Here is a 22,746-nt window from a genome sequence, read left to right as displayed (position 1 = left end):
AGAGGGGGGAGTAATGAATAAAATAAAAGATTCTATTAAATCGATTAAGGCATTTGCACCAGCAACTTGTGCAAATGTTGCTGTTGGATTTGATATTTTAGGATTTTCCGTTGAATCCCTTGGTGATTATGTCACATTAACTAAACGGAAAGACAAGAGAATTATTGTTGAATCGATCGGTTCTCAAGAATCACTTCCCTTTACGAGCCATGAAAATACAGCCTCGGTTGTAGTTCAGGAATTTTGCCAAGCATTAGATTTGGAAATTGGTTTTTCAATTCATATTGAAAAAGGAATACCCTTGTGTTCTGGATTGGGCGGGTCTGCTGCATCTGCAGTGGCGGCACTGGTTGCTTGTAACTCATTTTTAACCTCTCCTTTATCTATTCAGGAATTAGCACATTTTGCTGCATTGGGTGAGAAAGTTGCCTGTGGGTCAGCTCATACTGACAATATTATTCCATGTTTGTTTGGCGGCCTTACTTTAACTTACTCACAAAATCCTTTAAAGATTATTAAATTACCTATTCCAAATTTATATTGTATTTTGCTACATCCTCACCTACACGTGTCTACCCGGGCAGCAAGAGAGGCCCTTAATATAGAACTTGCTTTAACTTTGCATGTTCAACAATCTACTAATCTAGCTGGCTTTATAGTAGCTCTTTATGAAAATAATATGACTCTTTTAAAGCAAAATTTAAATGATGTAATTATCGAACCTCAGCGTGCTAAGTTTGTTTCCCAATTTTATGAAATTAAAGGTGCGGCCCTTGAAGCTGGGGCAATAGGCATGTCATTTTCTGGTTCTGGTCCTACCATGTTCGCTTTTGCTGAGACACAAGAAAAGGCAAAAGAGGTGGTTTGTGCGATGCAGTTACCCTTGGCAAAAATGAACATACAATCTGACTACTGGATAGAAAATTTGAATAAAAATGGCGCCCATGTAGTGGAGGAAATTTTATGCAATATATAAGCACTCGTAATATGTCGCTATCATTGTCCTTATCAGAAGCTATACAAACTGGGCTTGCAACTGATGGCGGATTATTTCTTCCGCAAGTTATGCCAATAATTGATAATCCTATAGGTTTAAGTGATTTGTCTTATGGAGAGATTGCCTTTAATTTACTTAAACCTTTTTTCAAAACAGACTTGCTTTATTCAAAACTAGCAAATATTTGTGAGAGAACGTTTAATTTCCCAGTGCCATTACAGCAACTTGATGAAAATATAGTTGTGCTTGAACTTTTTCATGGCCCTACGTGCTCATTTAAAGATTTTGGAGCTCATTTTTTGGCTGAATGTTTAAATGAAATAGATGATGGTGAGCAAACTATTTTAGTTGCAACCTCAGGTGATACTGGATCAGCTGTTGCTAGCGCATTTTATAAGAAAAAAAATTACAAAATAATTATTTTATACCCAGAAGGTAAAATTTCAGCAGTACAAGAGCAACAAATAACTTGTTGGAATGATAATATTTTTGCTATCGCGGTGAAAGGAAATTTTGATCAGTGTCAGCAACTAGTTAAATTAGCTTTTCAAGATCCGGTTTGTCAATCATTAACTAAGCTTAGTAGTGCCAATAGTATTAATATAGGTCGGTTGTTACCGCAAATGGTTTATTATGCCTATAGCAGTTTACAATTTTATAAGGCGAATAATGTTAAAGCGGGATTTATTATTCCTTCGGGCAATCTAGGAAATGCAACAGCCGCTTATTGGGTGAAAGCGATGGGTTTTCCAATCAGAGAAATTAGTTTAGCTACTAATGCGAACCGAACAATTTCTGACTATTTAAACACAGGTACTTATCTGCCGCGGCCGAGTATAAAAACCCTAGCCAATGCGATGGATGTAGGAAATCCTAGTAATTTTGAAAGACTAAGTCAATTATTTAGTTCTTATACACAATTTAAAGACAAAGTGGCGGCTATATCCGTGGATGATGCCACAATTCATAAGACAATATATGATATATACAAACAGTATAATTACATCTGTTGTCCTCATACAGCGACTGCTTTTTATGCTTATAGTCAACTAAATAAACAACCTTGGATTATTGTTGCAACAGCCAATCCTTGTAAATTTGATGGATTAATTGAGCTCATCATTAATTCTAAGATCCCTATTGCCCCACAATTACAAGAATTGTTAGATAAATCGCAGCAAATTTTAAGAATAGAAGCAAATTTAAAAGCACTAAGGAGGTTATTAAGAAGAATCACTTAAGTAGACCCTACTTTATATGAAATAGAATACAATTTTTGTATTAGTTAACTGGGAACCCAATATAATGGTCCCCATTTTTATTTAAATTTAAAATTAAATATTTTTTTAGTATTTGCAAATACAGCCACGTGTGCCTCGGTGACAACGCACCCCATTTACATCACGGCACCATTTGCCTATTTGATTCTTTTGGCAAACACAGTTTTGCGTACCAGAGTTGCATACCTTTCCATCTATTCCTACACATGGGCTTCCTGGCATTCCAACTGGCATGCCACTTGAAAATGCTAAATTTGCCATTGCAAAACATGAAATACCTAATATTGTTGGTAATAGTCTTTTCATTATGATGTCCTTATCTTTAATAAATATATAATTAAAGTATCAAATTAAATTGTAGTTAACTGTAAGTACAAATCAATGTATTGTACTTTTTAGCTAGTGCTCATAAGGGAAGTTAGAGCTGTACCATAAGTTTGATTAGCTTCTCGTGGACTACTATATTTATTGGATATACGTGCAACAAAGTTCTCATAGTTAAGCATATAAACTCTTTCCGGTAAGCCTGGAATCGAGGGATCATTAGGATCCCTAAAGAAAACGAAAGGGGTGCCATCAATAATCTTTGCTTGATCAACAACCACACAATGTGTCCATGAACCCAAGAAAGCCTTAGGAGACATACTATTTTTTCTAAAAAAACATACTTCTCGACTATTAGTGCTTTCTTTTTTATGAATAAATAATGAATTTTCTAGGTGAAAAGAGGCGCCATATTTTCCTTGAAAGATAATTTGCCCATTTTTTCTTAAGGCATCTTGAAGGCCTGCAAAACCATCTTGAATCTTCCAACCAACGTTTTTAAAACCTAATAAAGAGTCAATGATATCCAGCGCTGTAAAGTAATAGACTTTGCCTTTCTGTTCTAATGACAAACTATTGTAAAAATGCTGGGCATTTAAAGATATTTTATTCATTTTATTATGTATATTTTTTAATTCAATAAAATAGGGGTTTTTAAAAACTTCCGTTAATGGATCATAGGCTAATTGTTCTATTACTTCGTTTGATTCTTTTACTAATAATGCGTAATTAATTGGTGTTTTATATAAAGCTTTTTTAAATTTTTTTATGAGCAACTCAATTTTTCTGTTATTTTGGATTGATAAATTTGTAGAACTATCACATTCTTTACCAAAAAAGGTGCGTAATCTTTCACGGGAGGCAAGTGTACAGGAGGGCCCGGTTTTGAGCCTTTAGGGGCTTAACACTGCCATCTGATTTCAATTTACCTTGATGGGATGCAACTAGAACATTTTCTGGAGTATTAATAGCTAATTTAAATTTCATTACAAGTAATTTATTCCTAAAGGTTGTGCAAGTATACAAATTGAACCTTAAATAAATCTTAAGTATTTAAATATTATTCATCCAAGCGTTTTTGGCCAAACTAGTAATCAAAAATTCATTTTTATAAACTAAAGAGAATCAGCGTTAATTACCTTAATTATGTTAAGGGGTTTGTAAAAAACTGTATGGATTTTTTTAGCTCCTCAAACTGTGCATTTATAAGACTATCTTTATGTTTAATTAAATAAATTTTTTGATTATTGTTAATTTCTTTAGGGATAGGCTTTTCAATTAATCTTTTCTTACTAGGTAATGTTTTATTGATCTTTTCTGCAACAAATTTTGGAATATAAACAGCACATAACCCTTGTAAGGCTAATTCAATAGCTGTGGAAAGCAGGTTAACCAGGTATTTTCGATTACGGGGTATGATGCTTTCAATCCAGCCATCACGTTCTTTTATCCCTAAAGGGTTAACTGGAATAACAACTGCTGGAACGGCAAAGGGTAAGTCATTAATACTCATATTTGCGAAAAAACTTTGTAAGTGATAACAGCCCAACTGATATTGACCTATTGTGATAATATCAATTTGCTCCATGGGGAATGGCGTATAGGTTATGCCATAATCTAATTCATGATTTGCAACCATTTGCTCAATCTGCCCTGGATTGAGATCAAGAAGTGTAATACTTTGATTTTTTGGTTGAAAAGAAGCTAAGTGTTCACAAATTAAAGGAATAAATATTTCCACAGTGCCAATTCTTGTAGTTTGCTTTGTTGCTTGGGAAGTGCTATGAAAAAGAAGATTTTCCATTTCAAGAAATGATTTGGCACGTTGGTAGATACGCATGCCATCTTCTGTAAGCGTGACACCTCTACCTGCCGGCCTTAACAAGCTAATTCTAAGCTCATCTTGTAGTATTTTCATGGACTTTGAAAGTCCTGAATGAGTGATATGTAGTAATTCAGCTGCCTTAGAAAGACTTCCTGTTTCAGCAATAACACAAAATTGTTTTAATCTGATTGTTTCCATAATGGAACGTATTATAGAAATAGTTTCACTTTTATTCAAAATAAAATAGCAGTATGTTCTCTCTAAAAAGGAAAGAATTACCATGAGTGAACTACATAAGATGTTGCAGGCAATACCGCATGAACGAGTGCAAAGTCAGTATGTGAAGGTGAATGAACAATTTGAGCTATTAAAATTAGGTATTTTTAATGTAGAGAAATCAATTCTTACTGCAATTTCAGAAACAACAAGTGACACTAATGAAATTGTTGAGCTAGTCAGATTAAAAGCAAGATCAAAATATCAGCCACATTATCATAAGCAAAGCTGTGCTGTTATTTATATGATCTTAGGTGAAGGATTATTTTTGTTAGGAAAAAATGAAGTATCTTATCAACCAGGAATGCGCTTTGATTTGCCTGAGAAAACGCCACATGGCTTTTTGACTGATACGGAAACTTTATTTTTAAGTATACAAACACCACCTATTCGTAATTATCAAACAGGTGAGGTAGATTTATATTATGCTGAATAATGGAAATAGCATACCAACTAATATGGGTATGGATCATATAGGGCTAGTTGTACCGGATGCCCAACTTGCTGCAAATTTTCTCATTGACGTGTTTGATGCTGAATTTGATTGGGAAGTTAAGAGAGAGCCAAAACCAACTGCAGGTGAGCGTGGCTGGTCAGCACTTTTCGGTGTACATTCTGAATCTTATTTATCTCACGTTATTATGCTTAAGTGTGGTGAACAACCATTAGCGCAATATGTGGAACTATTTGAATGGAAAGCGCCAGATCAATTGCAATTACAAGGTGAAAGAGGTTGGCATAAGTTTAGTGACATTGGCAATAGTTATATTTCTTTTACCGTTAAAGACATGGATGCAGTATTTAAGCATATCTATACTAACGTTATACCTAAATATAAGGGCGTACGTTTCATTCAAGATCCTCCCATGCGTTTTCCATTGCGGGGCGAAATATGCACATCAACGTTTCTCGTTTCACCGTGGGGCATGTGGATTGAATTGACAGAGTGGAGTGTATCTAAACATAAAGGCTCTATCATTCGTACTCAGAGCAAGCCCGAAATCAATCCGTATATTGGTAAATCTATCCAAGCGTTACCAACGCCTGCCTTTATGATTGATCTTGATATTGTTGATCATAATTGTAAGTTATTACGTTCGCGCATTGCCGATAAAGGCTACGCCTGGCGAATTCCCTGCAAGGCTCATAAATGTCCAGAACTGGCAAAATATATTTTGCAGCGTGGAGCAACGGGTGTTGTGTTATTAACTTTAGCTGAAGCAGAACAATTTGCTGCAAAGGGAATTGATGATATTTATTTAGCTAACCAGCTAGGTAGTTTAGATGAATTAAACCGCTTATCACTGCTTGCGAAAAAATTAAAACGCTTACGTGTTGCTGTTGATGACCATGAATATTTACAACAACTTGCTGCAAGCATAAACCAATGGGAAATCATTACACCTGTAGAAGTGGTAGTTGAATTAAATATTAATCATAATCGCTGTGGGACAACAATCGAGGAGAGTGTCAATTTAGCAGTATTAGCTAAAAAGATTGAACAAGACACTCAGGCAATAAGATTTATGGGCCTTACTGGATATGAGGGACATACTCCGATCATGCCCTCTGCTGAAAAAGCAAAAGCAACAACTATTTCACATGAAATCTTAGCTACAGCAAAAAAATTAATAGAAAAAAGAGGTATTCCTGTTGAAATAGTTAGCGCTGGGGGGAGTTGTAATTATATAGACGCTGTAAATAATAAAATCGTAACGGAAATCCAAGCTGGAGGGGCGGCGATTGGTGATCAACTTTATTATCATAAGGCATATTTAAAAGATTACGATCATTTAATGGGAGCATACTTATTAGCCCAAATCATTAGTGTTCCATCTGATAAAAGTAGAGCAATTGCCAATGCTGGATTTAAATCAGTAGGTCTTCACCCTATGGCTGGATTTCCTGGCTTTCGCGATCGAGATGATTTGCAAGTTGCAGGCTTAAGTGCTGAACATACGAGAATTATTCCTGCAAATACGGCTAAAGGTGTTTCGTTATGTCGAGGCGACAAGTTAGTTTTGATTCCAGGATATACTGATGCCATGGGATTTTTACATAATAAAATTTATGCAATACGCCATGATCAAGTTGAGTATGTTTGGGAAATAATATAATTTTAAAGTGATAAAAGAAAGGTATTTAGCAAATCCTTTTGCCTTAAAAATTATCAATTACTGAAAAGTAGATGTAGGTGTTGATGTTTGACTAGCATCTTTGTTATGTGCTTCCTGTAATGCAAACACGCCAAGCTGACTTGCTGTTTTGGCACTACCAGGTAATACAAAATTACCCATTGTTTTATCCTTAGCAATCGATTTTTTATCATCAAGAAGCGTATTACCATTACCATCCGTTATCGTTAAATGCATGATTTCATCATTTTTAAATTGGCTTGCTTTTAATGCTACAAATTGGCCCGACATATCATACGAGCGAAGATATTCTTCTGATCTAGTATTTTGTTGAGAGTTAGTAGTCACCTCTAGACGACAGGTAAATAATTCACGTGCAGCCGCCCATTCTTGTAATTTTCCTTTTTTAGATAATGCTTCTGTAAAATCAATCGTATCTGTATAAAGAATAGGAGAAGAAAAAGTTTCAGCAACTTTCCTCAAAATTTCAGGCTGAGTTACTCCATAGCTTAAAATGAAAAATTTATTACGTACGGGAATTAAAGCAGATCTTTGTTTTATAGATGTCACAGTTTTATTCAGTGACTGTGTCTCATCATCGTCATTTCCTACGGTATTTACGCCATCAGTAAATAATAAAACATTATTATGCTGGTTTGATTGCAACAGTTGAGCTAATTTATCAGAGACTGTTCCATAAAGCCGCGTAGTTCCTCCAGCGTTTAAATTATTAACATCTTTAACAAGCTGTGACAAATCTGTTTTTCGATAACTTCCCCTACCTACTTGTTTGGTATTTATATTAAATTCTGTAAGATTAATCACCGCATCAGGTTGAAACTCAAATAAAGCATCGGCAAATTCGTTGACACTTTTTTTCAATTTAGCCAGTGGCTCTCCTTCCATACTAATACTTGTATCTAAAACAAAATGATAAGTAGGTGGCGTGAGAGTATCGGGGACAAAAAAGTAAGGCGTTACTTCGGTTGTATCCTTGCTTAATTTTTTCTCTGCATAAAAAACCTTTTTATTTTCAAAAGAATCTGAATGAGCGAAAAGAAGTGGGGAATTGCCTGTCACTAAAATAATCTCTTGTTTATGATCATTTAGAAACGCTTTAATATTAAATTTTATCTCCTCATTTTGTATACTCATATATTTATAATTTAGAGAATTAAATAAGGGAGCATAAGCAGCAGATGGAAGTTCAATGTTCAAATATTCCTGCTCTTTATCAAGCGTGTAATTAAGTCCTGTCATTTGTAAAACATTTAAAACAGCCAAACAAGATTTTTTGTGTGTTTCAATCATGAGGGCGTTTGTAGAGGTAGCTTGCGCAATTTCATCAGCGATAAGATCCGCAATACTCACTTGCCTAATCTGAGGTTTGACAACATCTTTTTGCAAAAGCCCCTGTAAATCAAACGCTAGCTTCTCACTTTGTTCTATATTTTTTGTAGTAAAAATAACACGCTCATCTTTACAGCTAACAGTGTTGTTATCGAGAGAAATACCCATTGCTCGCAATAACTCTACCATATTAGTTGTACGTAATAGATTATTAACAAGATGCTTCATAAATTACCCCTCTTATTAAAAAAAATGCATAATAGCTGGATAATACACGAAAGATAACAATAGGCAATTCGCTTAAAAATAAACTTGAAGAAAGGAGGTGGAATTTAATGTATATATTGCTGAAAAATCTTATTTGAAAAGGCTTGCAATATAAAACGAGCGTCGTCTTTATTAGCCTTAGCTAATTCAATATCATTTTGCATATATTCTATTAATTGAGTTCTTATATCAGTATTATCATCAATAATTGTTAAGCCCATATTCCATCGCCAGAATGTTCGATTGGTTATAGGTTCTTTAACAAGTAAAACAATATCTTTATGCCTTTTATCATTTAGAATACTATTATAAATACTCTCAATTGAATCAAGCTTACCTTCCAAAATTTGAAAAAACTCTTGGCCTGAATAAATTAAAAGTCCACTAACTTGCTGTGTGAAGTTTTTAAAACGAGCAATTTTAGCTAATTGAGTCAGTTGACTTGTATTAAAAGGCATTTTTGCTTGGCTTTTATAAATAAGATGGTACAACTCAGACATAAGTGATTGGGAAATACTTAAATAATTTAGTCTAATATTATCTTATTAAAAAATTTTTTAAGCAATAGATAGATTTAAATTAATAACACATATTATAGGCTGAGAAAGACATGTTTATAGAATGAGCCTTATTCAGCCATATTATTTGTTATTTTGTTATAATCACATTAAGCATAATTTAATTCATCGAGTTGCTCTTGCACTTTAATTAAATTAGACCACCATGCCTCCATCGCCTCAATGGCTTCAAAAGCGCCGTCTAGTACTTCTTTTTCTTGCAAATAAATATTAGGATCAACATTTTCTTTAGTATGATCAATAAAGATACCTAATTCATCTTTATGGGCTTGTTCAACGCCATCTAAGTGCAAATCATGAAATTGTTTTAAGCGTGAATTAGTAAAGCGTAAGCCATGACGTTGATATATCTCATCACTAATTTTTTTAAATAAAGTATGTTCAAAGATTGCAGCAGTTTCGGTCGCATACATAACACCTAGGGTTCTCGATGCATTGCACTGAATCATAGTTTCCAGTTTGGTAAAAAATTGTTTGGTTGCGGCAAAAGGGATACGCCTGCTAACATCTAACCCAATTTTTTTTAGGGCATGTTGATACATTCTAGCGTGATTTTTTTCTTCATTGTAATTATCTAACAATGCTTTCGAAACGCCCTGATCGATAAGCGATTTAGTTTGCATGTGTGAAGTCATTAAAAAGCGCGTGTTGTTTAATGAAAACTGATAGTGCTCCATGCTTAACCATTCAAGGTATGGTGTTGAATAAGGTTTAAGATCATTAAAATAATTTAATATTTTTGCGGTAAATTGATTATTGCGCTTGTCCAACGTTATTCTTTGCATAAAATCTCCCTTTTAAAAAAACTAACAAAACGTACTTTAATCAATAAAATGCACGAGGAATAATATTATTATTCAATGAGTCTGATAGTTTTTTTCTATGATTAAAATTGGTCCTCTATAAAAGGTATGGACAAGTAATAAAAATGAATAAGTAGGAAATGTGTTTTATAAACCGTATTATTAATCATATAACTGGTTTCATATACTTGGATTAATTTGACTTCCTTGTTTAATTCTTTGTTCAATGTACATGCTATACCCAGCAGAAAAATAAATAACTCTGCCATCCCATTTTTTATTAAATTCATTAAATTCAATGAAGATATTTGAGCCAGCCCAAGGATCATCGATTATAACTTGATTATCTATAACTCCTTTGAGTAGCAAGAAATGCCCACCAATTTCATTAGTTCTAGCAATTACAGGCCCATATCTATATAAGTAATAGGTAAGATGGCCAGGCAACACATCTTTAATGAAATCTTTTACATTAACGCTGTTTAAAAAATCGCTATAGCTTTTTAAATCTGAAGAATTTTTTCCTGAAAATAGTTTAATTTTTCTATTTTCATAGTTGCGTTTTAGCTCTTGACGCTGCTCTAAAAAATCAGTGTAATTTTGCTCATTACACTTCCATAGATGATATCCCTTTAACATTTCCATTGCAGTATCTGCACAATCAGTTATACGTCGTTGGTGAGAATAAATAACACCATCGTAATATATGTCACCCAAACAAAAATCTCTTTCGGTCTCTAAACATGGTTTTAATGCCTGTTTATCAATATGCTCAGCCAAATGATTTTTTGAACTTTTACCATAAAATGTGGCGGCTGCCTTATTTAGAGCCAGGGGAGTTTTGGTATAGATTTCTTCTTTTATACTTGGACTTTTTACAGGTATAATGAATTCCTCAGTACAGTAAATCCACTCAAACTCATTATCACCTAAAAGGTTATTAGCATCTGTATACTTGATAATATGTAGCGGCGATTTTTTATTTTCAGTAACGCAAGCAATAAATGTAGAGGATTCTATAGGAATTAATTCAAGGGCTATTTTTCTAAGTTTTTCCAATGAATTTACCATGGCAATGCAGGTGCATTGATTTATTGATTGTGAAGTAATTTCTTCAAATTTGATAATATCACTGTTTAATTTAATTTTTATGATTGCGTAAAACATGTTTTCAATACCTAAAATTAATGTTTCTTTATTTCCTTATAAATTATAGCAGCCATAAATTACCTAAAATGAAGTAATATATTAAAGTCGCATCTTTACCTTTTTATCGCTAATATGAATTCTAGATAAATTAATTAACATTGAATGATGACTACTCTATCTATACGAGCGCTAAAAGAAACAGATATTCCTAGTATTGTTAATTATTGGTTTGAAAATACCGATGCTAATTTTAACCGTATGGGGGCAGATAAAACCAAATTTAATTCAAAAACCAACTTTGTAGACTCTTTGGAAACTATATGTAACGCTTCTCTGGATCAAGTAACAAGCTATTATTTAATCTGGCTTATTGGTGAAAAAGAGGTCGGGTATAGTGCTTTAAAGGACATTGTAAAACAACAAATTGCTCATATTCACTTGCATATGTGGGATGAAAAAAATAGAGGAAAAGGGCATGGCGCAAAATTATTTTGCATGGCTGCACTTGAATTTTATAAGATCTTTAATTTAAAAATGATGTTATGTGAACCTCGTTCGTCTAATAATATGCCAAATCAAATGCTTACAAAGATTGGTTTTCAAAAATGGAAAACCTACTTTAGTACTTCTTCAGAGCTATCATTAACCTGTGAACTTAATAGTTATATTATTGATTTTAATGTAGCTAATCAATTTTTACTTAAGAAGTAAGGGCATGAGCCAGTAGCAACTGTTTACCCAACCTACGTCCTGCGGCTTGTCCGAAGGATCCATTGATATGGCTGATTTCTAAATTCCGCAAACAAGTCGTGGAACGCAGGGCATGAAGGGATTTATTAAATAGTTAGATTAGCTCCCAATTATTAAAGGTAGGAAGATGTTCTAATTCTGGTTTTGCAAAATAAAAACCCTGCATAAGAGAAATACCGTTTTCTTTCAACCAGCGAGCTTCTGCAGCTGTCTCTATACCTTCAGCAATAATTTTTATATTAAGTAAACTTCCAGTTAAGATAATGCCCTTAACCATCGCTTGTTTAACTAAGTTGACATTAATATCGCGTACTAGTTTAATATCAATTTTAATAAAGTCTGGCTGAAAATTGGCAAGCAAACTCAGTCCTGCATAGCCTGCACCAAAGTCATCAATAGCCGTACCAAAACCTCGCTCACGATAATATTTAAAAATAGAAAGTAGTTTCTTAGGATCGTTAACTTGCTCATTTTCAGCTACTTCAAAAATAATTTTTTGCAGGGGGAAATTTGTTGCTTCAGCAGCAGCGATGGTTGTTCGTATACAAAGGTCAGGGGAATAAATAGCGTTAGGCAAGAAATTAATCGAAATACATTCTTTTATATTCAACTGCTGCGCTTTGAAAATACTTCTTATCCGGCACTCCTGATCAAAGCGATAGCGATTTTTATCATTTACCTTTGCCAGATTGTCTGCTGCTCCTTCGCCATTTAATCCGCGTACTAAGGCCTCATAAGCAAAAATTTCTTTTTTGTTAATATCGATAATAAGTTGAAAAGCAAAGGTAAAATCAAAGCCAAGCTCAATATCGCAAACCTTGCAGCCAGGTCTTTTTTGCAAAGATTTTTTTGCCAAGCTAAAATTCCTTTTTAATTAGCTTAAAATGTATTTATTAAAGATAGGTATATATGGTAACTACGTCAAGGGTTACCTAGTCGTAAATTGTAGCAGCCTAGATGAGCCCTATTAGAAGTTTCTACTTCCAATAGTTAAATATTAAGCCATCATTGCCAAAAACTGGATCAGCTTTTGGTAAACCAACTTTTTTAATATTCATATCAACCCTAGGATGCTCGTCTGCTCTGCCATAGTTCACATCATAATCAACATCATTCGGATAAGAGCCTATGCATTTAAAATCGGGAGAAGCGCTAATATTTTTATGTGAAACACCAGCCGGAAAAATAATGACATCCCCTTTGGCAATATTATAAATATTGCCCGAATCACCGCCAATTTGGACTTTACAGTCACCTGCGATAATGACTAACGCTTCGTGAGTATTACTATGATAATGGTGATAACTATAAATACTATCCACCCATGAATTAATCCAATGATTTTGTTTTAAATAATGTTGAATTTCCTCTGGACTTTGATTAGCAAATTTAAAGACTTGCTTATAAATTAACAAAGGATATTGAGCATTATTCGGAAAATCATTTTGCGCAAGTATTAAATCATGGATTATTTCTTCTGGCTGTTTTGGTAATAAATTATTCATTTTGTAATTTCTTTACTTATTTTAAATTATAACTAAATAGTTATAATTGGGTCTTCGCCACGAGTGACAATGACCTCCATATTGTCTAAATTAAGAGTATATTTTAGAAAGCAATGCTCTCTGACATTTGATAAAACATTACTTTTGAAAGCCACAACATTGATGCCTTCATAATATCTAGCTGATCTCACTCTTAACAAGGGATGACCTTCATTAGCAACGCGCCTGCCTATTTCCTGACATCTGTTGTAGTTTACTGGATCTAAAAGCCAAGGAAACTCCTCTGTTTTAGATGACAAATCAATAGCTATACCAATACAAGATATTTTAGCTACCCGTCTATCTACTTGAATTTGCTTTTCTCCACTAAAGGCTTCGAGCGAATCAGTAATGTGTTTGGTAAAATGATAGACAGTTTCATATATCGTTGTTTCAAATGTTTCAGAGGCATACCAGCAAGGATTTTGTCCATCACTAAAACGAGATGCGGTTAAATTCTCAAAAGGATAATCAATGAAAGAATTTTCACTGTATTCAAATCCCCTTTGTATTAATTGACTATTTTCAAGTGGCAAGTGGGTAATAGCTTCTAAATTATTAGCTGCTTCCCAATTATCTGCATTGTCACTTAGATCATCAAATAGATTTTGCGTGGGTTTTATAGAGGGAATATTTCGAAAAACATCTTCAGAGTAATCAACTATTACTGCAAACAATGACATTAATTCCCTCTCATGTAGTCTGTTAATTTTCTCACTTGAGCAATGCCAATATAACCTTGCGATAGCATAACTTCTAAAGGGGTTAAATTATGCAGCTTTTTATTCCTAGCTTTTATCCATCGGTAGACAACAGCTCTGTTATAAGGATATAAAATTCTTAAACTCTTATGTATGCCAAGGAGATTACCAACACGCTCAATCGTATCCCGGCCTGAAATATGGGCTTTACCATTCTGGAAATTATTTAATTGTTGAGGGCTTATTCCACCCAGCAAATTACATTGCTCATCAACTTTTAAATCCCAGTGCTTAAATAACTGTATTATATTTGCCGTGTTTCTCTTTAAGTTATCAACATTATTATGATCAAGGGATTGGCTGTTTTTTAAAACTGTAGAATTATTCATTACAGTCTCTCATAATAATCTATATATGTATTAAATTAGCCTATAAATGGAGCAAAGTCAATATTTTGTCTATTAATAGATAAATTAAATATAAATATGGATAATATATGAATAATTATATATCTTAGCTCAATAAAAAATAGAATAGAAATGGTTCTATAAGTAAAAGAAGGGGAACGCAACCCTTGTGAATCTTGACAATCTTTAGGAAAGCCAATGTCATTGGAATTTTATTTTAATAAGCTATCATCATGTTTTTTAAACATCAGACTATGTTATTATGAAATCACATTCTTTATTAAAAATAATTTTAGCCAGCGCCTCGCCAAGACGATTACAAATATTAAAAGAACATGGCTTAAATGCTGTGGTCATGCCAGCAAATATTGCTGAAATTCAGCAAAAAGATGAAGAAGCTAAAAAATATGTAACTCGTCTTGCCAGAGAAAAAGCTCAAACTATTTTGTCTCAAATTGAAATAGATAAGGCAGATTTAATTCTAGCAGCAGATACGACCGTTGTTTATCAAAATCATATTTTAGAAAAACCAAAAGACCACGCTGATGCCTATCGAATGTTAAGTATGTTAAGTGGCCAATCTCACGAAGTCTTTACAGGCTATGCTTTAATTTTTTTGCCAGAAAAACACTGGCAGATTGGTTGTGTAACAACGAAAATTACTTTCCACACGCTTACTAAGCAACAAATAGAAGATTATATTCATTCTGACGATCCCTTTGATAAAGCTGGAGCTTATGGTATTCAAAATGTGCATAGTAGCTTTGTTAAAGAAATAACAGGTTCTTATTATAATGTTATGGGTTTACCTATTGAGGAAATTTTGTCATACGTTTCGCTTAGATGTATTGAATGATTTAAATTCAGGTAATGGAAAAGCAGTAGTGGAAGCTAAATAGTTTCCACCACTTGTATATTAACAGTTATTTTTTAACACATTTATTATTTTAAGAAAATATAGTGCTATCAGGTCGGTTATCTAAAGAATTTGCTACGTCTTGAGTTAACTTGTTATTAATCTGAGCGAGGTTTTTATTTTTATTGAAAAAGAGGATTGGCGAAGTGGCTTGGGTTGGTTTGAAGGCTTGATTATTGTTGAGCTTGCTAAAAATTTCTTCGCTAAAAGTAGCTGGAGTTACTTTAATTGCTAACTCATAAGGTAAGAATTTTTTAACTCCGTCAATGTAATTATCCTCACCTTCAGTGAAAATAGTTTCTAATTTATTACATTTAAAAAATGCTTCTCTACCAATCAAAGTAATATTTTTGGAAATAAATAAAGCTTCTAAATTTATACACTCTTCGAAGGCAGATCTGCCAATTTCATTGATTGATTCAGGAAGAATGATAGTTTTAAAATTAAAACACCTGTAAAATGCGCCTTCTGCAATTACTGTGACATGCTTAGGGATGACAAGGCCCTCTAAACTAGTACAGCTGTGAAAGGTACATTGACCAATTTTTGTGAGATTTTCAGGAAGAACAACTGTTTTTAAGTTGGTACAATTCCAAAATGCCCAATCACCAATGGTGGTGATTTGTGCGGGAATGAGCAATTTTTTTAAATCAGTACATTCTTCAAATGCAGCATAGCCAATGCTTGTAACGCTATCAGGAAATGTAAAACCACCATTTGAATCAATATCTTCATTATCAACCCGTAGCAGTACTTTTTCATCTTTAGATAATTTCATAATTCTATCTTCTCAATGTTGGTTATAGTGGCCACTAGCATGATAGCTCCGTTGCTATTTAGCTTAGGCAAAAATAAAAAAAATTAGGCTCTATTTTTAAATTAAATACAAAATGGCGAATTTTAAACTTTTTAAGGTTGCTGTCAAGATTATTTACAAAAAGTTTGGCTAGTTTTCAATTAAGATGGTTTTTGTTTAATAAAGCGTACAATATGAGAGAGCAAAAATTAGAGGAGGCGATGAAATGACCAACTAATTTAAGCACTTTGCTATCCTAGAATTAAATGCCCCAAACTAACTTTTCTAGCTCCTTTAATGAAGTTGCTTTCTGTTTCCAATCGGGAATTCTTACTTGAATGTCTAAGTTGCTATATTTATGAAGAAGCATTAATGCAGCTAATTGGTGACTTAAATCTTCGTTTAGTTCATGAGGTAAAAAACCGTAAGCGATTAAAAATGTTCTTAGTAATTCTTTATCACCTTGAATTAAAAAGGCGCCTGGCCCCAATAAGTCATATTTATAGTGGCCTAACATGGCATCGCCAAAGTCAATTAAACCTGAAATATGCCAAGCGCCATCAAGATGATTGACTAAAAAATTCATGGGTGTGTATTCACCGGTTAAAATAACTGCTCTTTCAATCTGAACTAACGATTCCATCACTTTTTCAATATAGGAAGGAATTTCTTGCAATAACTGTTTAGGTAAATTTTTAATTCTATGATTTTCGATGCATTGTGTTAGTTGATTTTTAATAAAGGTTTGCCAATGACAATCAATTGATTCTAAGCCCTCTGTTGATAGGGAATGAACCTCTCTTATTAATAAACCAAGTTCTGTGATGATAATTAATTTATTAGCATGGTCCAATGTATGCCAAAGTGTTTCTAAAAGGGTGCCTTTAAGTTGAGTCATAACTAAATAGGGCCATCCAGCTATTTCACCTTCATAATGAAGTAGAGGCGTTTCAACCGTTAATTTTCCTGCCAGCGCTTTAAGAACTAATCGTTCACTTTCAAACTGGTCTCGGTGAAAAGGGGGAAATAATTTAATCACTAAACGATTGTCATAAGAAAAGACAATATTAGTACCTTCAGAAAAAGGGGTTAATGATTTTAAAGGTAAATGATAGCGAACAAGAATTTCTTTTACCGTTTCTTCAAAAACATGGCTAGATTGTTTTAAATCTTCAAATTCGCTAAAGGAACTAATCAATGCTAATTTACGAGTTATATTATTCATAATTATGTTGTACTAGGCGTAAAAACGTTTAATCTATGAGAAAGTTGCAACAAATTTTTCTAATCACTTGCAAAAGTTATTAATTTCTAAAAAAATAGTAATTAACTCGTATTCAACATACTAAGTTTCTTTATAGATAAAAGAGTCAGCATATTATGTGCATCGACTCTTATTTTCAACCAATACAAAGCTCCAAATAGAGATTCTTTAATAATAAAATTGAAAGCTTTTCAACACAATGCCTGACACTGCATGAGATTAGTTCAAACTTAGGGATTATTAAAAGTTAAAGGAAATAATAATGTTAATAAGCATGAATGTACTTGTAAGGTTTTATAATAGTGATGTTAAGCCTAGTGGTACTTTTGATATTCCAAACAATATTGATACCATAGGCGATGGTATGTATATCGGTTGTACTAAATTACGAACCCTTATTGTCCCTAACAATGTAACTAAAATTGGTCTTTGGGGCTTTAGCGGGTGCCGTAACTTACGAACACTTACTTTGCCAACAAGTATTACTCATATCAGTGATAATGCCTTTACTAATTGTCTAAGTTTAGGGTTTATTATTATTGATAGTAGAGAGCTTAGTGAAATAACACGAGTTAAAGCTTTATTACCTAGATCAATACAAAACAAAGCGCTAGGTATTGAGTTAGCCCAAGAAGTTTTTCGCCTGCGCAAAGAACATTTAGCTGAGGTCATTAAGATCCCCATAAGCAATCCAGGCTTGCGTTTTTTTAATCGTAATTTTCGCCATATTGCTAAGGTTAATATAGAAAATGATGCCAACCCAAGCTTGGAAAAGAGAGACTATCCGAAATTTAAGGATAAAGTATGTAAAGACATAAACCGTTTTTTACTTAATAAAAATCGCAATTATCAAAAAGCAAAAGATTTCATCCGCCTGGAACCCTTACCTCAAAGTCAAAGCGAACTAGAAACCTATGCAATAAACTTAAAAAAAATAACTGATGATTATAACCGCCAAGGTAAAAAGCGAATCAAAGATTCATCATGCCTTGAAAATGAAAACAAAGAGCAGCCTATATTTCGTTAACGATACAAAGGTGATTAAGCTTAGCATAAATAATTGGTGGGCTTAGAAGGGCAAAAAAGTTGGGCTTTAAAGCCCAACTTAATAATTATTTAGCCTCACAACTAATTACAGTTACGGTTGGATCTTTAGCAACTGCGCCTGATATTTGGAATCCTATACCTTGTTGCTGTCCAGCAGGAATTCCATTATAAGGATCATACGTATTAGCGCTAAAAGTAAATACCCCCGCATTTACTGAATAAGTTTGATTACCACCAATCCAATAACTTACAATTGTTGGATTACTTATTTCACTATTATTGAAACTTATTTTAAAGGTAAAGCTTTTAATTGCTGCAGTAGTACTGGTATTGGTAATGCTACCTTGAAAAACAGCGCCGGTGTCCCAGCGATTTTGCAAGGTAAACTTAACATCACAATTTTGTTGGCTCACTGCACCAGCTTGATAAGCAGCATTTAATTGTAATTGATTAGCAGTCCCCGTAACAACGAAGCTTTTAACACTTTTCTCTGCTATTAAGCTGTAAGTTTTACCATTAAACGTAATGGAAGTAGGTAGTCCAACTTGATAAGGTTCATTGCTAAATACACCAGTCTTACTATTTATATTCTGATTATGAACAGTTGCACTACATACTCCATTTTGCGTTGTGCAAGTTAAAATATTTTGACTATTTAAGTCGGAAGTGAATGTAAGTTGTGTTGTTAAAGCCTGAGTACTTACAGGAACTCCTTTTTCATCTAATAGATTAACTTTATAACTTACTTGGGTTGCAGGTTGACTCCCTATTTGTTGGCCTTGCAAGTTTACATTGACATCAGTTGCCTGGCCATTAGTAATCTTAAAAGCAATAGGGGAGTTACTAGCGTTCACTTGATAAACAAGATGCGCTGTATTATCTATTTGATAGCTATCAGCAATTAATAAAGTATAAGTACCACTATCTAGATCAAGAGAACAGCCATTAGTTATATCGCAACTGTACGTTTGCCCTGTCTCTTTAACAGTTAAAACAGCAGCACCTTTTACAGGAAATCCAGGCGTGGTAAATGCAACATTCAGTTTGCCTGTGGCGATTGTTTGATTAAACAAATCATGTAATACTTTTTCAGCTTGAAGGTTAATTGCGCCACCATTCGGGTCAATTAAGCTAATTGTATCACCTAGATAACCAACCGCCCAAAAGAATAAATCATTTTGTAGGCCATTTGCGATCATATAAGGGACTACAGCTTTTTGGAAAAAGGCAAGACCTTCGGCACTTTTCCAAGAGGCTTCTCCTAACACAACAGGATAGCCTGCTTTTTTTAAAAATCCCCAGGTCCAATTAAAACGAAGCTCACTAGGTTTGCCTGGTGCTGATTCCCAAGTGGCTACTTCACGTGGATAAACGTGTGGTGAAAACACAAGGTGTGCTTTGTTAGCACTGGCATCACCCATTAACCAAGTAACAGTTGCATCATCTAAACCAGCTGTTTTAAGTTGCTGAATAAAGCCTGCTCGATTAAAACTAGGTACACCAATTTTAGCATTATTTTTGTCTAATAATGGCTTAAAGTCTTCACCCCAATTACCTTTAAATTCCACTCGCTTTGTTCCAGTTGCACAATTGCTAGGATCATCTGAAATAGAATAAGCTTCAGGATTGGGTACTAAATCAGCTTCTTTAACACAAGCGATAGGTTGGTCAGGATCGCCCGAACCAGGACCTGAACCCTCAACAAATAATAATATATCTGGATTATATTGTTTGAAGACTTTAGCAGCTGTAGCAATTACTTTTATCCAAGCAGGTTGATCAGCATTATCTCGAAACCAAAAAAGTCGATGAGGTTCATTAAATACATCAATCCCTATAACATTCGTTAAATTGCGTGCTTTAATTTCATTAGCAAGTAATTTCAAGTCTGCTTCGTATTGTGTTAAACTGTAGACCGTACCATCACGATAGCCATCACCATATCCATATCTATGATGAAAATCGATTAACACTTTAACATTATTTTTTTTAAACTCTTCAAGAGTAATCCAGAATGCTTCTTGAGGTGTTACAGTTTGCGCACAAGCTGAACCATTAGTTTCCCAAACTTTACAAAATATACCATTGGCACGCGTTGGCTCAGCTTTATTAGCTAGCGAACGATTCATATCCACTTGACCTGTATTGTCATACAAGACACCAGGTTGAATGGGTAAACGTATCGTTTTAAAAGCTACACCATTTGCTTTCGTGACCCCAGAATCTGTAAAATCCCAAGGACGAACTAATGCGTCCAACATCCCATAAGTTTTACTGTAGTTGGTAGAAAAATTACCAACGGCATAAAATGGGTTTGATGCTAGGCCTTGCACGATTTTTGAATCTTGAAAGCCTGACCAAGATATCCCATCAATTTTTACAATATTACCAGCGCTGTCATAAATACTGCCGCCTTGAGTATAGAAGGCATAACTCGATGTTGAAACGAGAAGACCAATCAGGCCCTTGCTAATAGTTCTTTTTATAAACATAAGCGGTTCCCTCTTGTTGTTAAAATAACTTTGCTGTCATTATTCAAAATGATAGACCCTGTGACTCATTTTGCAACAATTTAAATTAAATAAAAGTATTAAGCAAATTTTAAACCCTAATTGGCTAATTTATGTGAATTAAATTTTCTTAGTCTAACTCCTAAGGCTAGAAAATTATTAGTATAATATTGTAATTCGACTAAGAAAAAGGGTGGCTAAGTTATGAGTGCAATTGATATAGTTGATTGCTTTAATGCTTTGCTGAAAAGCTTAGAAGAATTTCAGATACACGTTTATACTCAGTTAGAAAACAGGCCCGTGTGGATTAATGATCCATCTAATAAAGAACGATTGATTTCTGATTACAATCATTTTATTGCAGCGTTAACCGATTTTTATCCTGGCGATCTTGAAACACCACAACATACTAAATCGTTTCAAGGGGCATTAGGTGGTAATTTAACAACCTTACAATTAGTAATTTTAATTAATAAAAGTAAAGATCAATTAAAGTCGGTAATTAATGAATACTTAAGTGAATTGCAAACTAAAGACACGCAGGTTATTCATACTCTATTAAAAAATGCAGGGTTTCCACGGCTTAAGTTAAAACAAGTCTATCGTCATATACCTTGTATTGATTATCATCCGAGACGTATTGCATTTACTCAAGTAAAACATAACTCTCATATTGTCATCAGTAAAAAGGAACTGGCAGCAAGATTAAATAAAATAGGTAAAGGCCGCCATATTGATGTGCAACAGCAAAAATTACAATTCTTAGATGATGATAAATTAGCTATACATCGTGATACGTCATCGTTATGGGCTGCAAATATTGCTACCTTTAAAAATGAAGAAGGCTTATCTGTTACTCGAAAATTAATGACCTCAATGCCTATTATTTATCTGCAACAAGACGACTTACCACTTCCCGAGGTAAATTTTAGTCGACGCCAAAAACGTGCCTTGTCAACAGTAAGACATGATAAAAAAATTGAAGATGAAGTTTTTTTACCTTCAGCAGCTGCTTATCGCTATAAAAAACCAAAGTAAATTAATTTTTTATTAATATTGGTTAATTTTTATGTTTCTTATTAACCCAGCTATTAAGAGTTATCCCCAGAATCTGTGGATAACTGTGTGAGGAATTTGTTTAACTTGGAAGATTATAAGAAATTTAGTGGTTATAATTTTTTAATTGAATCGACTAATTCTTTAGCCTCGGAGAGAGTAAACGGTTTGTAAAGAAAGCCTGCCATACCCACCGCTGCAGCTTGAGCATTAAATTGAGCTTCACTGTGAATAGTTAAAGCAATAATCGGTGTGTCTCTATTTAAACGACTTTGCGTTTTAATTAAGTTGGTTGTTTCAAAGCCATTGGGACCATTGCTTAAACCTAAATCCATTAAAATAGCATCATAGTGTGTACTATTAGCTTTCCCTAAAGCTGCCATGCCATTATCGGCTGTGTCAACAATACAATTTAATTCAGTTAAGTGTAATTTAGCCACCACTTGCGCCGCTTTTGCATCTTCAACTATTAATATGCGCATCGGTTTATTCATCTTTATTTCCAATAATACATTAGATATTTAAATTAAAGCATACCAAACTTATGGTTGCGTACTTAAATTAAATCTATTCTGAGTTAATTAAAAGGGAGTGTAAAATACTAAATTTATGGTTTTATTAAAAGGGAAAATTTAATTGTAAATTTAATATTTTATAACAATCTTAAAAGAGAATCGCAATAAATTTGTACTATTTTTTCGTATCTAAAATTTCTTATGCTAAGCTGTTATAGGATGTAAAGAGTTCTAAATTAAAAAAAAGGAATTAGCT

The 22,746-nt window shown here is 33.7% G+C and carries 23 protein-coding genes; 8 read left to right on the top strand and 15 right to left on the bottom strand.

What is annotated here, in order from left to right:
* Positions 1-13 precede the first annotated feature (13 nt).
* Together E1P04_RS13265 and thrC are read left to right on the top strand one after the other, a co-directional pair.
* Positions 14-976, top strand: coding sequence for a homoserine kinase (locus tag E1P04_RS13265; RefSeq protein ID WP_131783389.1), 963 nt, complete (start codon positions 14-16; stop codon positions 974-976).
* Positions 964-2,238: a threonine synthase gene (gene thrC / locus E1P04_RS13260; RefSeq protein WP_131783388.1), complete on the top strand. Its 1,275-nt coding sequence runs from the start codon at positions 964-966 to the stop codon at positions 2,236-2,238. Before E1P04_RS13265 ends, thrC begins: the two co-directional genes overlap by 13 nt.
* Positions 2,239-2,343: 105 nt before the next feature.
* Here the strand turns inward: thrC and E1P04_RS13255 are convergent, their stop codons facing one another.
* The 3 genes from E1P04_RS13255 to E1P04_RS13245 all read right to left on the bottom strand — a co-directional run bounded on the left by E1P04_RS13255 (position 2,344) and on the right by E1P04_RS13245 (position 4,624).
* Positions 2,344-2,583 carry a hypothetical protein gene (locus tag E1P04_RS13255; protein ID WP_131783387.1) on the bottom strand — a complete coding sequence of 80 codons (240 nt, stop codon included), beginning with the start codon at positions 2,581-2,583 and terminating at the stop codon, positions 2,344-2,346.
* Positions 2,584-2,672: 89 nt separating this feature from the next.
* Positions 2,673-3,377 carry a hypothetical protein gene (locus E1P04_RS13250; protein WP_131783386.1) on the bottom strand — a complete coding sequence of 235 codons (705 nt, stop codon included), beginning with the start codon at positions 3,375-3,377 and terminating at the stop codon, positions 2,673-2,675.
* Positions 3,378-3,745: 368 nt separating this feature from the next.
* Complete coding sequence (locus E1P04_RS13245) at positions 3,746-4,624, bottom strand: LysR family transcriptional regulator (RefSeq protein WP_165482784.1); 879 nt, start codon at positions 4,622-4,624, stop codon at positions 3,746-3,748.
* A gap of 82 nt (positions 4,625-4,706) precedes the next feature.
* On the opposite strand from E1P04_RS13245, the gene E1P04_RS13240 reads away from it, so the two are divergent.
* Positions 4,707-5,138 (top strand): cupin domain-containing protein, encoded by a 432-nt coding sequence (locus E1P04_RS13240; protein WP_131783384.1) that lies wholly within the window; start codon positions 4,707-4,709, stop codon positions 5,136-5,138.
* A complete protein-coding gene (locus E1P04_RS13235; RefSeq protein ID WP_131783383.1) occupies positions 5,128-6,819 on the top strand; it encodes an alanine racemase in 1,692 nt (563 codons plus the stop codon). Before E1P04_RS13240 ends, E1P04_RS13235 begins: the two co-directional genes overlap by 11 nt.
* A 57-nt stretch (positions 6,820-6,876) precedes the next feature.
* Here the strand turns inward: E1P04_RS13235 and E1P04_RS13230 are convergent, their stop codons facing one another.
* The 4 genes from E1P04_RS13230 to E1P04_RS13215 all read right to left on the bottom strand — a co-directional run bounded on the left by E1P04_RS13230 (position 6,877) and on the right by E1P04_RS13215 (position 11,002).
* On the bottom strand, positions 6,877-8,415 hold the full coding sequence (locus tag E1P04_RS13230) for a VWA domain-containing protein (RefSeq protein ID WP_131783382.1): 1,539 nt from the start codon (positions 8,413-8,415) through the stop codon (positions 6,877-6,879).
* Positions 8,416-8,519: 104 nt separating this feature from the next.
* Complete coding sequence (locus E1P04_RS13225) at positions 8,520-8,954, bottom strand: BLUF domain-containing protein (RefSeq protein WP_131783381.1); 435 nt, start codon at positions 8,952-8,954, stop codon at positions 8,520-8,522.
* Between the two features lie 167 nt (positions 8,955-9,121).
* Positions 9,122-9,817 carry a DUF3865 domain-containing protein gene (locus E1P04_RS13220; protein ID WP_131783380.1) on the bottom strand — a complete coding sequence of 232 codons (696 nt, stop codon included), beginning with the start codon at positions 9,815-9,817 and terminating at the stop codon, positions 9,122-9,124.
* A 198-nt stretch (positions 9,818-10,015) separates the two neighbouring features.
* Positions 10,016-11,002 (bottom strand): cysteine peptidase family C39 domain-containing protein, encoded by a 987-nt coding sequence (locus E1P04_RS13215; RefSeq protein WP_131783379.1) that lies wholly within the window; start codon positions 11,000-11,002, stop codon positions 10,016-10,018.
* A gap of 144 nt (positions 11,003-11,146) precedes the next feature.
* On the opposite strand from E1P04_RS13215, the gene E1P04_RS13210 reads away from it, so the two are divergent.
* Positions 11,147-11,695, top strand: coding sequence for a hypothetical protein (locus E1P04_RS13210; protein ID WP_131783378.1), 549 nt, complete (start codon positions 11,147-11,149; stop codon positions 11,693-11,695).
* A 133-nt stretch (positions 11,696-11,828) separates the two neighbouring features.
* Here the strand turns inward: E1P04_RS13210 and E1P04_RS13205 are convergent, their stop codons facing one another.
* From E1P04_RS13205 to E1P04_RS13190, 4 genes are all read right to left on the bottom strand, one after another.
* Positions 11,829-12,590, bottom strand: coding sequence for an EAL domain-containing protein (locus E1P04_RS13205; protein ID WP_131783377.1), 762 nt, complete (start codon positions 12,588-12,590; stop codon positions 11,829-11,831).
* A 121-nt stretch (positions 12,591-12,711) separates the two neighbouring features.
* Entirely contained in the window at positions 12,712-13,239 is a 528-nt protein-coding gene (locus E1P04_RS13200; protein WP_131783376.1) for a cupin domain-containing protein, read from the bottom strand.
* A gap of 32 nt (positions 13,240-13,271) precedes the next feature.
* Positions 13,272-13,961, bottom strand: a complete 690-nt coding sequence (locus E1P04_RS13195; RefSeq protein WP_131783375.1) for an RES family NAD+ phosphorylase — start codon at positions 13,959-13,961, stop codon at positions 13,272-13,274.
* Positions 13,961-14,368 (bottom strand): antitoxin Xre/MbcA/ParS toxin-binding domain-containing protein, encoded by a 408-nt coding sequence (locus tag E1P04_RS13190; RefSeq protein ID WP_131783374.1) that lies wholly within the window; start codon positions 14,366-14,368, stop codon positions 13,961-13,963. The genes E1P04_RS13195 and E1P04_RS13190 overlap by 1 nt, the downstream gene beginning before the upstream one ends.
* A 280-nt stretch (positions 14,369-14,648) precedes the next feature.
* Here E1P04_RS13190 and E1P04_RS13185 point away from each other — a divergent pair, with 280 nt between their 5' ends.
* Positions 14,649-15,242: a nucleoside triphosphate pyrophosphatase gene (locus E1P04_RS13185; RefSeq protein ID WP_131783373.1), complete on the top strand. Its 594-nt coding sequence runs from the start codon at positions 14,649-14,651 to the stop codon at positions 15,240-15,242.
* A 91-nt stretch (positions 15,243-15,333) separates the two neighbouring features.
* On the opposite strand, the gene E1P04_RS13180 is transcribed toward E1P04_RS13185, so the two are convergent.
* Entirely contained in the window at positions 15,334-16,080 is a 747-nt protein-coding gene (locus tag E1P04_RS13180; RefSeq protein WP_131783372.1) for a leucine-rich repeat domain-containing protein, read from the bottom strand.
* 280 nt (positions 16,081-16,360) lie between these two features.
* Positions 16,361-17,323: an aminoglycoside phosphotransferase family protein gene (locus E1P04_RS13175; RefSeq protein ID WP_131783371.1), complete on the bottom strand. Its 963-nt coding sequence runs from the start codon at positions 17,321-17,323 to the stop codon at positions 16,361-16,363.
* Between the two features lie 301 nt (positions 17,324-17,624).
* Between E1P04_RS13175 and E1P04_RS13170 the strand changes: the two genes are divergently transcribed.
* Complete coding sequence (locus E1P04_RS13170) at positions 17,625-18,389, top strand: leucine-rich repeat domain-containing protein (RefSeq protein WP_131783370.1); 765 nt, start codon at positions 17,625-17,627, stop codon at positions 18,387-18,389.
* 85 nt (positions 18,390-18,474) lie between these two features.
* Here the strand turns inward: E1P04_RS13170 and E1P04_RS17700 are convergent, their stop codons facing one another.
* Positions 18,475-20,901: a cellulose binding domain-containing protein gene (locus E1P04_RS17700; protein WP_165482783.1), complete on the bottom strand. Its 2,427-nt coding sequence runs from the start codon at positions 20,899-20,901 to the stop codon at positions 18,475-18,477.
* A 222-nt stretch (positions 20,902-21,123) separates the two neighbouring features.
* Between E1P04_RS17700 and E1P04_RS13160 the strand changes: the two genes are divergently transcribed.
* Positions 21,124-21,957: a hypothetical protein gene (locus E1P04_RS13160; RefSeq protein ID WP_131783369.1), complete on the top strand. Its 834-nt coding sequence runs from the start codon at positions 21,124-21,126 to the stop codon at positions 21,955-21,957.
* Positions 21,958-22,088: 131 nt separating this feature from the next.
* Here E1P04_RS13160 and E1P04_RS13155 read toward each other — a convergent pair whose 3' ends face one another.
* Positions 22,089-22,469 (bottom strand): response regulator, encoded by a 381-nt coding sequence (locus E1P04_RS13155; RefSeq protein WP_131783368.1) that lies wholly within the window; start codon positions 22,467-22,469, stop codon positions 22,089-22,091.
* Positions 22,470-22,746: the final 277 nt, after the last annotated feature.

Origin of the sequence: Legionella gresilensis, from assembly GCF_900639865.1 — a bacterium.
Taxonomy (GTDB): Bacteria; Pseudomonadota; Gammaproteobacteria; order Legionellales; family Legionellaceae; genus Legionella_C; species Legionella_C gresilensis.
Note: the sequence above shows the minus strand (reverse complement) of the source record. Positions and strands in the feature narration are given on the sequence as shown.